This window comes from Actinomycetota bacterium, assembly GCA_035540895.1.
Classification (GTDB): domain Bacteria; phylum Actinomycetota; class JAICYB01; order JAICYB01; family JAICYB01; genus DATLFR01.
This window is the reverse complement of record DATLFR010000060.1, coordinates 1-8,994: the sequence shown is the minus strand read 5'-3', so window position 1 is coordinate 8,994 and position 8,994 is coordinate 1. Positions and strand designations below refer to the sequence as shown.

Sequence of the window (8,994 nt, the reverse complement as noted above, 5' to 3'; positions counted from 1 at the left end):
TACGAGAGGACCGGGGCGGACGCACCTCTGGTGTGCCAGTTGTCGCGCCAGCGGCACGGCTGGTTAGCTATGTGCGGATCGGATAAGCGCTGAAAGCATCTAAGTGCGAAGCCGACTCCAAGATGAGGTCTCCCACCGGGTCAACCGGGTAAGGCCCCCTGCTAGACCACAGGGTTGATAGGCCGGAGGTGGAAGCGCAGCGATGCGTTGAGCCGACCGGTACTAATAGGCCGAGGGCTTGGTTGAAGATGCCTGCGCTCACTATGAGGTTGTCCGAGCTTCGGACAACGCTCCCTCACACAACTGAATAGGTTTCCCGGTGCCCATGGCGGAGGGGTCACACCCGGTCCCATTCCGAACCCGGAAGTTAAGCCCTCCAGCGCCGATGGTACTGCCATCCAACGGTGGTGGGAGAGTAGGTCGGTGCCGGGTTTTTCTTGCGAAGCGGTCCCTCCGGGGGCCGCTTCTGCATGTCCAGAAGGACTGAAGCGGCCCGCGTCGAAGAATAGGGGTCATGAGAAGGATCCTGCCGGCGACCTTGGTGTCTGTCCTCTGCGTGCTGGGTTCGGCCGGGCCCGCGGCCGGGTGTCCAGACTCTTCCGACCCGGGCGTCCAGGAGCACCAGACCCCGGTCGTGGCAGGGCAGCAGGTCTCCGCAGGCGCGCACGCCGGCAACCGGCTAGTCGTGCACCAGCGCACGGGCGCCTCCTACCTAGCCGTGGACGCATCTCCGGACGGGCTCCGGATCCACGGAGCACGGACGAAGGGTGCGGACAGCCCCGGAGACACGCCTCTAACGAGAGCGGGCGCATGGGCGGCCGACGTCCACGTCTCGGCGGCCCCCAAGGCCTGCGCAGGGTCACCGGCGAACGACATCGTCATCCGCATCCCCTGAGCAGGCCTCATCCGCCGCCCGGACGGATGGTGGGCCCGGCAGGACTTGAACCTGCGACCGATCGATTATGAGTCGACTGCTCTGACCGACTGAGCTACGGGCCCCGGCCCAAAGGATGCCACGTCGGGCCCATCCAGGCTCCCTTGTACGATGCTCGTCGGGCGAGCGCGAGGGAGGATCATGGAGGCCAACGGAGGGCACCAGGCGGCTGCGGCGCTGCGAGCTCATGGGGTCGATGTCGTCTACACGCTCTCGGGCGGCCACATCTTCCCCTTGTACGACGGGTGCGTGCAGCGCGAGATACGACTCCTAGATGTCCGTCACGAGCAGACGGCCACCTTCGCCGCGGAGGGGCACGCGAAGCTCACGCGAGGCATCGGCGTGGCCGCGGTGACGGCGGGTCCGGGCGTTACGAACGCGATCAGCCCGATCACCTCGGCCCACTTCAACGGGAGCCCGGTGCTCGTCCTCGGCGGTCGTGCGCCTCAGGGTCGCTGGGGCTCGGGGAGCCTGCAGGAGATGGACCACCTGCCGCTCGTGCGGTCCATCACGAAGCGCGCAGAGACCGTCTTCGATCCGGCTGCCGCCGCGGGCGCCGTCCACGATGCCGTGACTGAGGCCTTGACCCCTCACCGCGGGCCTGTCTTCCTCGATTTCCCCCTCGACTCGTTCTTCCTCCCGGCAGAACCCTCGGGCGAGGCTCAGGGACATGCCTGGCGTGAGCTGCTCGAGGACGGCGGCGTCCGCCTCTCGCGTGAGGTGCGTGCTCCTGCCCCGGGATCGGACCAGGTCCTGGCGGCGGCGAGGCTTCTCTCGGACGCCGAACGACCGGTCCTGGTGGGTGGCTCCGACGTCTGGTGGGATGGAGCCTGGCAGGCGCTCGCCAACCTCGCCCAGGAGCTCCGGATCCCCGTCGTGCTCAACGGGATGGGCAGGGGATGCATGCCCGCCGACCACGAGCTCGTCTTCTCTAGGGCCCGCTCGGTCGCCTTCCGGGAGGCCGACCTCGTCGTGGTCGTGGGTACCCCGCTCGACTTCAGGCTCGGGTTCGGCCATTTCGGGCGGGCGCGCGTCGTCCACATCCAGGACTCGCCGTCCGTGCTCGGCGGTCATGCCTCGCCTGCTGCCTCCGTCGCGGGTGATTTGAACTCCGCGCTCACCGCCATAGCCGACGCGGCGACCCGCCGGAGCGACCCGGAGGCGTGGATAGAGAAGCTGCGGGGGGCCGAGCAGACGAAGCGGGCGGGCGAGCGCGACGAGTTGGAGGGAGACTCCCACCCGATCCACCCCGCGCGGGTCTACGGGATCCTGTCCTCGAAGCTGGACAGGGACGCCGTCGTGATCTGCGACGGGGGAGACTTCGTCTCGTACGCCGGGAAGCTGGTCGAGAGCTACACCCCGGGATGCTGGCTCGACCCGGGTCCGTACGGCTGCCTCGGGACGGGGCTCGGTTACGCCGCCGCCGCCCGCATCGTCCATCCCGACAGGCAGGTGGTCCTGCTGCTGGGCGACGGCGCGTTCGGTTTCAGCGGACTCGACTTCGACACCCTCGTCCGGCATCGGCTCCCGGTCGTGGCCATCGTCGGCAACAACGGGATCTGGGGGCTGGAGAAGCACCCCATGCAGATGCTGTACGGGTACGACGTCGCCGCCGACCTCAGACAGGAGACCGCCTACGACGCTGTGGTGAAGGCGCTCGGGGGAGCGGGGGAGACGGTCGAGAAGGCGTCGGAGCTCCCGGATGCGCTGGACCGGGCGTTCGAGTCCGGCGTGCCCTACCTGATCAACGTCCTGACCGACCCCTCCGTCGCCTACCCGCGTTCGTCCAACCTGGCCTGACTCACGCCCACCCGAGCTCCTCGAGCCGCTCGTCGGATATCCCGAAGTGGTGGGCTATCTCGTGGACGACGGTCACGGCCACCTCATCGCGCACCTCGTCGCGGTCGCCGCATGCGGCCACGATGGGGAGCCGGTAGATGGTTATCTTGTCCGGCATCACGAACGTGTACCCGGCCCCGCGCTCCGTCTGCGGTATCCCCTGGTAGAGCCCGAACAGCGACGCACCCGGCTCGACGCCGGCCTCCTCGAGCTCCTCCGACGACGGCTCGTCCGCGACCACCACCTCCACGTTGTCGAGGTGCGACGCGAAGGGCTCCGGTAGCGAGTCGAGCGCCTCTGCGACCAGGACCTCGAACTCCTCGTGGGATACGCCGATCATCGGCGGGACGCCGCGGCGTCCTCGAACCGCTGGCGGTCGACCACCACACGCACGTGCGAACCGGTCGCGATCGCACCCTGGGCGTCGGTCGCGCGGATGGAGAACTCCAGGGTGCGACCGTCCACGCGCTCGAGGGTCGCGGTGGCCTCCACGCTCCCACCGACCGGGGTTGGAGCGAGGTGGTCGAGCGTGATGCGCGTACCCACCGTGGTCCTGTTCGCTTCGAGGTGTCCGGCCACGGCCGCCACCGCCGCCTCCTCGCAGAGGGCTACGAGCCGAGGCGTGGCGAGGACGTCCACATCGCCGGAGCCGAAGGTGACCGCCGTGTCCCCCTGATCCACCTGCAGGGACGCGCGTCCGGTCGATCCAACCTCCATCGCACGCTCCTTCAGTCCGACGCCGGGCCGGGTCCGTCCGCCGCCTCCGGGTTCCGCGGGATCCAGTCTCCCCGAACCGCGAGGCGGATCGCGAAGAGGAGACAGAGGCCTGCGCCGACCGCGAGCGCCAGCGGGGCCCCTAGGTCGCCGCCGACCCACTCGGCCAGCCCTCCCGCCAGGATCGCTCCGTAGGGGAGCAGTCCCACCCAAGCCATCATGTACAGGCTCATCACCCGTCCCCTGATCCTGTCCGGGGTGACGAGCTGGACGAGCGAGTTGATCACCACGGCCGCGCCCATGTAGGAGGCGCCGAACAGCGCGATCAGCGCCAGCGAGAGCGCGGGCACGGTTGCGAAGGCGAACCCCCCGAGGCTCAGTGCCAGCAGGAAGTAGGAGACCGTCCCGATGTGGGGACGCCGGTCCGCTCCCAGGGAGCCGGCGAGGAGCGCCCCGAAGATGGCCCCGCCTCCCATGGCGGACAGGATGAACCCGGTGTCGCGCGGGGAGCCGAAGATGCGGTCCGCCATCAGCGGGGAGAGCCAGATGACCGGCAGGGCGAACAGGCTGATCAACCCGATCCCCATGATGAGGGTCCGCGTGGTCGGGTCACGCCTCACGTACCGCCAACCGTCGCCGATGGAGCCGACCGCGTCGCGGTGGGCGGCCGGGATCGCTCCCGTCCGGGACGGGATGAACATGAGAGCGACCGCGAACAGGACGAAGGTCGCCGCGTTGACGAGGAAGACCGGTCCCGGCCCCCAGATGCGCAGGATCACGGCACCGATGGATGGCCCGACGATCCTCGCGACGTTGAACGACACGGAGTTCATCGCCACCGCGTTCGGCATCTCCCCGGGTGGTATCAGGCGAGGGAAGAACGCCTGGTAGGCCGGGAAGTTGACGGCCATGAACACGCCCGTGGCCAGGGAGATGGCGAGCAGCGGGGCCGGCCGAGGGTCTCCCATCAGGATGAGCACGGCTATCCCCGCCGCCGAGATCGCGAACGCCGACTGCGTGACGATCAGCAGGTTCCGGCGGTTGAACCGGTCCGCCAGGAGGCCGCCCACGGGTCCCAGGGGACCCATCAGGAACTGCTGTGACGCCGGGATCAGGGCCGTCAGCAGCGGGCTGCCTGTGAGGCCGAGTACGAGTACCCCGTATGCGGCCGTCTGCATCCAGTTCCCCACGCTGGACAGGACGCCCGAGACCCATAGGATCCGGTAGTGCGGGTACCGGAAGGCCCGCAGAGCCGGGAGCAGGCGGGCGAAGAACGCGCTCAGCGACGCCTCCTCCAACGGCGAAGGCCACGCCTCCTCAGGCACCTCCACCGGCGCGCGCTCGGCACCCCGGCCGTCACCGGGTCCTTGCCACGCGGGCGGGCGTCGATCGTCTCGGGGGGTCGCGGTCACGAGGGGGCTCCTGGTCGGGGGCCGGTACAGTCTCGCGCGGCGGACACCCCCGCGCAGGACCTACCGTTAGCAGCATCGTCAGCCGATATCCTTGGGCGCATGCGCGCGAAGGACGCCCGTCAGACGTTCCTGCGGTTCTTCGAGGAGCAGGGGCACAAGGTGCTGCCCTCCTCCTCCTTGATCCCGTCCGACGCGACCGTGATGTTCACGGTGGCGGGGATGGTCCAGTTCGCGCCCTACTTCCTCGGGCAGTTGCAGTCTCCCTACCCGCGGATCACGACCGCCCAGAAGTGCCTCCGGGCGGGCGGGAAGCACAACGATCTAGAGGAGGTCGGCACCTCTCCCGCCCATCACACCTTCTTCGAGATGCTCGGGAACTTCTCGATCGGCGACTACTTCAAGTCCGAGGCGTGCCGGTTCGCGTGGGACCTCTGCACGGGTCCGTTCGGGCTCGATCCCGACCGGATCTGGGTGTCCGTCTACACCGACGACGACGAGGCGGCCCAGATCTGGGAGAGGGAGGTGGGGGTGCCCTCGTCCCGGATCGTTCGGTTCGGACGCAAGGACAACTTCTGGGACATGGGCGGGGCGGGGCCGTGCGGTCCATGCTCTGAGCTGTTCTACGACCGGGGGCCGGCCTTCGGAGACGAGCACCCCACGGGTCCCGACGGGGGCGACGAGAACCGCTACCGCGAGTTCTACAACCTCGTCTTCATGCAGTTCGTCCAGGACGACGACCTGAACATCGTGGGCGATCTGGAACGCAAGGGCATCGACACCGGGATGGGGTTCGAACGGATGCTGACCATCCTCCAGGACGTCCCGACGAACTACGACACCGACGTCTTCACCCCGATCATCGCTCGGGCCGAGGAGATCACGGGAGCCCGACGCGACGCCGGGCCCGCCGAGACGCGGCTGTTGCGCATCCTCGCCGACCACTCCCGGGCCGTCACCTTCCTGATAGCCGACGGTGTGATGCCGTCCAACGAAGGCCGTGGGTACGTCCTGCGGCGCATCCTCCGCCGCTCCGTCACGAAGGCGCGGCAGGTCGGGGTCACCGACGCCCTGCTCGTGCCCCTCTGCGATGTGGTGATCGAGGAGTTCGGGGACGTCTACCCGGAGCTCGTCCGCAACCGGGAGGCCGTCCTGAGGGTGGTCGCGCAGGAGGAGGAGCGGTTCGGGCGCACGCTGGAGGCCGGTCTCGGTCTGCTGCAGGACGAGATCAACTCGTCCGGTGGGACCGTCCTGTCCGGCGAGGTCGCGTTCCGCCTCTACGACACCTACGGCTTCCCCCTCGAGATCACCCAGGAGGTGGCGCAGGACGCCGGGCTGTCCGTGGATCTGGAGGCGTTCAAGGAGCAGATGACGGTCCAGAGGGACCGGTCCCGGGCGGCCCATCAGCAGAAGGCGGGGGAGTCCGAGCGCGTCGGGCTGCAGGTGCCGGACACGGCCTTCCTCGGGTACACGTCCCTGCAGGCCGAGGGCGAGGTGCTCGCCGTGTTGGCGGGCACGGAGGCCGTGCCGGTCCTGCAGGCGGGAGCCGAGGCGGACGTCGTCCTGGACCGCACGCCGTTCTACCCCGAAGGGGGTGGACAAATCGGCGACCGCGGGTGGCTGCAGAGCCCTGCGGGGCGAGCCCAGGTCCTGGACACGCGCAAGCGAGGCGGGATCATCCTGCACCGCGTGCAGGTGGAGACCGGCGAGATCTCGGTCGGCGCCGGGGTCACCGCCGTCGTCGACCTCCACGCCCGAGCGGGAGCCGAGCAGGCCCATACGGCGACCCACATCGTCCATCACCAGCTCCGTGACACGCTGGGCACCCACGTCCGCCAGATGGGCTCCCTCGTCGAACCCGGTCGCCTCCGGTTCGACTTCTCCCACTTCACGGGCCTGTCGCGCGACCTGCTCGACGAGCTGGAGGAGCACGTCAACACCAAGGTCGAACACGACGACCGGGTCCGCGCCTTCGAGACGGGTTTCCGAGAGGCCGTCGAGGAGCTCGGCGCCCTCGCCTTCTTCGAGGAGAAGTACGGGGACACGGTCCGGGTGGTCGAGGTGGGGGACTACTCCCGCGAGCTCTGCGGCGGCACGCACGTCGCTGAGACGGGCCGCATCGGACTGATCAAGATCCTGGGCGAGGGCAGCATCGGCTCGAACGTCCGACGGGTGGAGGCGCTCACGGGGGTCGAGGGGCTCCGGTGGGTCAACACGCGGCTGCGCGAGGCGGAGCGCGCGGCCGAGATGGCGCGCGTCGCGCCCGACGAGCTCGCGTCCGGGGTGGAGCGGCTCCTGTCCACGCAGAAGGACCTGCAGCGCGCGCTGGACCGTCAGCAGAAGGACCGCATCGGGGCGGCCGTGGACGAGCTGGTTCCATCCGTGTCCGACATAGGACGGGGGCGGCTCCTCGTCTCCCGGCGCAGCGACGACGTCGGGGCGCTCCGGGAGCTCGCCATCGCGCTGCGCGACCGTCTGGACCGATCGATCGTCATCCTCGGGACGGCCGGGAACGGCAAGGCCAACCTCGTCGGCGCGGCGCACCGCAGCCTCGTCGAAGAAGGCGTGGACATGAGGGTGATCCTCCAGTCGGCGGCCGCGGCGATCGGCGGTCGGGCGGGCGGGAAGCCCGACCTCGCCATGGGCGGGGGCGGCCAGCCGGACGGGCTCGACCGCGCGCTCGCCCAGGCGCGGGAGTCGGCCCAGGGGGCGCTCGGCTGATGCCGAGGGTCCTCTGCGTGGATTACGGCGGTACCCGGGTGGGGCTCGCCGTCTCCGACGCCCTCGGACGCACGGCGCAGCCCCTCGACGTCCTGAAGCGCAAGAAGGGATCGAGCCTGGTCGAGTCGGTCCTCGGGGTGGCTCGTCGGCTGGAGGCGGACGAGATCGTGGTCGGGCTCCCACTGAAGATGGACGGCTCGACCGGTGTGGCGGCCGAGGCGGCCCGGTCGTTCGCCCGCTCGCTGGAGGAGCGCTGGGGGTCGCCGGTCGCGATGTGGGACGAGCGGCTCTCCACCGTCGAGGCTTCGCGCGGCATGCGGGAGGCGGGCGTCTCCGCGCGACAGCAGCGGGAGACGGTGGACAAGGTGGCGGCCGCGATGATCCTGCGGTCCTACCTCGATGCGCGCGTCAATGGAGCGGCGCCGGACGTAGACGACGTCGTCCTCCCCGAGCTCGTGGTGGAGGCACCCCGGCGCGCTCGCGAGCGCAAGGGGGGAGCGGGACGGCCGTCGCTGCGGAGGCGGGAGCGTCCGGACTGGCGGGAGCAGCGGGACCAGCTCGACGGATGATCCGCAAGACCGCCGCCGTCCTTACGGTACTGACCGCGCTCGCCGTAGCCGCCACCGCCTACGCACTCACCCGCCGTCCGGACCCGGGCGAGTCCGTTGAGGTCACCGTCCCCGCGGGCGCCAGCACCGTCCAGATCGCGGAGCTGCTCGTCGAGAACGAGGTGATCGGCTCGACGGCCGGGTTCCGCCTCATGTCGAGGCTGCGAGGGCTCGACGGCACGATCCGCGCCGGGCGGTACGAGCTGCGGAAGGGGCTCGGTGTCCAGGCCGCGCTCGACGCACTCGCCTCCGGACCCAGGGACCGGCTCTCCAGCATCACCATCCCGGAGGGGTACACGGTCGCGCAGATCGCGAGACGGGTGGGCGAGCGGACCCACATCACCGAGGAGGCCTTCCTGGAGGTGGCCACCTCGGGACGTATCCGCGCTTCCATCCAGCCGCAGGGCGTGGAGAGCCTGGAAGGGTTCCTGTTCCCGGAGACCTACTCCCTCTCCGAGCACGACACGGCGGAGCAGCTGGTCCGGCGCATGGTCGACCAGTTCGAAGCGCACGCCGCGGACCTGGACTGGACCCGGGCGGAAGCGGCCGGGCTCACGAAGTACGAGGCGGTCACGCTCGCCTCCCTGATCGAGCGGGAGGCGAAGCTGGACGAGGACCGGGCCATGGTCTCCGCGGTCATCTACAACCGCCTGCGGAAGGGGATGCGCCTCCAGATCGACATCACGGCGCTCTACGACGCGCCCCGGCACAAGATCCCCACGAGACGCGACCTCCAGCGTGAGTCGCCGTACAACACGTACCTGAACGA

Annotated in this window: 8 protein-coding genes, 1 tRNA gene and 2 rRNA genes; 7 read left to right on the top strand and 4 right to left on the bottom strand. The window is 69.7% G+C overall.

The window, feature by feature from the left end; translation table 11 throughout:
• The 3 genes from VM840_03340 to VM840_03330 form a co-directional block, all read left to right on the top strand.
• Positions 1 to 246, top strand: a 23S ribosomal RNA gene (locus VM840_03340); the annotation flags it as partial.
• A gap of 69 nt (positions 247 to 315) precedes the next feature.
• A 5S ribosomal RNA gene (rrf, locus tag VM840_03335) occupies positions 316 to 432 on the top strand.
• Between the two features lie 82 nt (positions 433 to 514).
• Positions 515 to 895, top strand: coding sequence for a hypothetical protein (locus tag VM840_03330; GenBank protein ID HVL80609.1), 381 nt, complete (start codon positions 515 to 517; stop codon positions 893 to 895).
• A 27-nt stretch (positions 896 to 922) separates the two neighbouring features.
• Here VM840_03330 and VM840_03325 read toward each other — a convergent pair.
• Positions 923 to 999 (bottom strand) — tRNA-Ile (locus tag VM840_03325).
• 76 nt (positions 1,000 to 1,075) lie between these two features.
• On the opposite strand from VM840_03325, the gene VM840_03320 reads away from it, so the two are divergent.
• Positions 1,076 to 2,734 (top strand): acetolactate synthase, encoded by a 1,659-nt coding sequence (locus VM840_03320; GenBank protein ID HVL80608.1) that lies wholly within the window; start codon positions 1,076 to 1,078, stop codon positions 2,732 to 2,734.
• A 1-nt stretch (position 2,735) separates the two neighbouring features.
• Here the strand turns inward: VM840_03320 and VM840_03315 are convergent, their stop codons facing one another.
• The 3 genes from VM840_03315 to VM840_03305 are packed head-to-tail and all read right to left on the bottom strand — an operon-like array spanning position 2,736 to position 4,818.
• A complete protein-coding gene (locus VM840_03315) occupies positions 2,736 to 3,113 on the bottom strand; it encodes a metallopeptidase family protein (protein HVL80607.1) in 378 nt (125 codons plus the stop codon).
• Complete coding sequence (locus VM840_03310; GenBank protein ID HVL80606.1) at positions 3,110 to 3,490, bottom strand: hotdog domain-containing protein; 381 nt, start codon at positions 3,488 to 3,490, stop codon at positions 3,110 to 3,112. Before VM840_03310 ends, VM840_03315 begins: the two co-directional genes overlap by 4 nt.
• An 11-nt stretch (positions 3,491 to 3,501) precedes the next feature.
• The gene (locus VM840_03305) at positions 3,502 to 4,818 is read right to left on the bottom strand and encodes an MFS transporter (GenBank protein HVL80605.1); all 1,317 of its coding nucleotides are present in this window, start codon (positions 4,816 to 4,818) and stop codon (positions 3,502 to 3,504) included.
• Between the two features lie 180 nt (positions 4,819 to 4,998).
• Here VM840_03305 and alaS point away from each other — a divergent pair, with 180 nt between their 5' ends.
• From alaS to mltG, 3 genes are all read left to right on the top strand, one after another.
• On the top strand, positions 4,999 to 7,617 hold the full coding sequence (alaS, locus tag VM840_03300; protein HVL80604.1) for an alanine--tRNA ligase: 2,619 nt from the start codon (positions 4,999 to 5,001) through the stop codon (positions 7,615 to 7,617).
• Positions 7,617 to 8,186, top strand: coding sequence for a Holliday junction resolvase RuvX (ruvX, locus tag VM840_03295; GenBank protein ID HVL80603.1), 570 nt, complete (start codon positions 7,617 to 7,619; stop codon positions 8,184 to 8,186). Before alaS ends, ruvX begins: the two co-directional genes overlap by 1 nt.
• The coding region (gene mltG, locus VM840_03290) for an endolytic transglycosylase MltG (protein ID HVL80602.1) at positions 8,183 to 8,994 on the top strand (812 nt) is incomplete at its 3' end. The genes ruvX and mltG, both read left to right, overlap by 4 nt.

Coding starts and splice junctions, on each gene's coding strand:
- VM840_03330 (HVL80609.1), top strand. CDS start 515: ATGAGAAGGATCCTGCCGGCGACCTTGGTGTCTGTCCTCTGCGTGCTG.
- VM840_03320 (HVL80608.1), top strand. CDS start 1,076: ATGGAGGCCAACGGAGGGCACCAGGCGGCTGCGGCGCTGCGAGCTCAT.
- VM840_03315 (HVL80607.1), bottom strand. CDS start 3,113: ATGATCGGCGTATCCCACGAGGAGTTCGAGGTCCTGGTCGCAGAGGCG.
- VM840_03310 (HVL80606.1), bottom strand. CDS start 3,490: ATGGAGGTTGGATCGACCGGACGCGCGTCCCTGCAGGTGGATCAGGGG.
- alaS (HVL80604.1), top strand. CDS start 4,999: ATGCGCGCGAAGGACGCCCGTCAGACGTTCCTGCGGTTCTTCGAGGAG.
- ruvX (HVL80603.1), top strand. CDS start 7,617: ATGCCGAGGGTCCTCTGCGTGGATTACGGCGGTACCCGGGTGGGGCTC.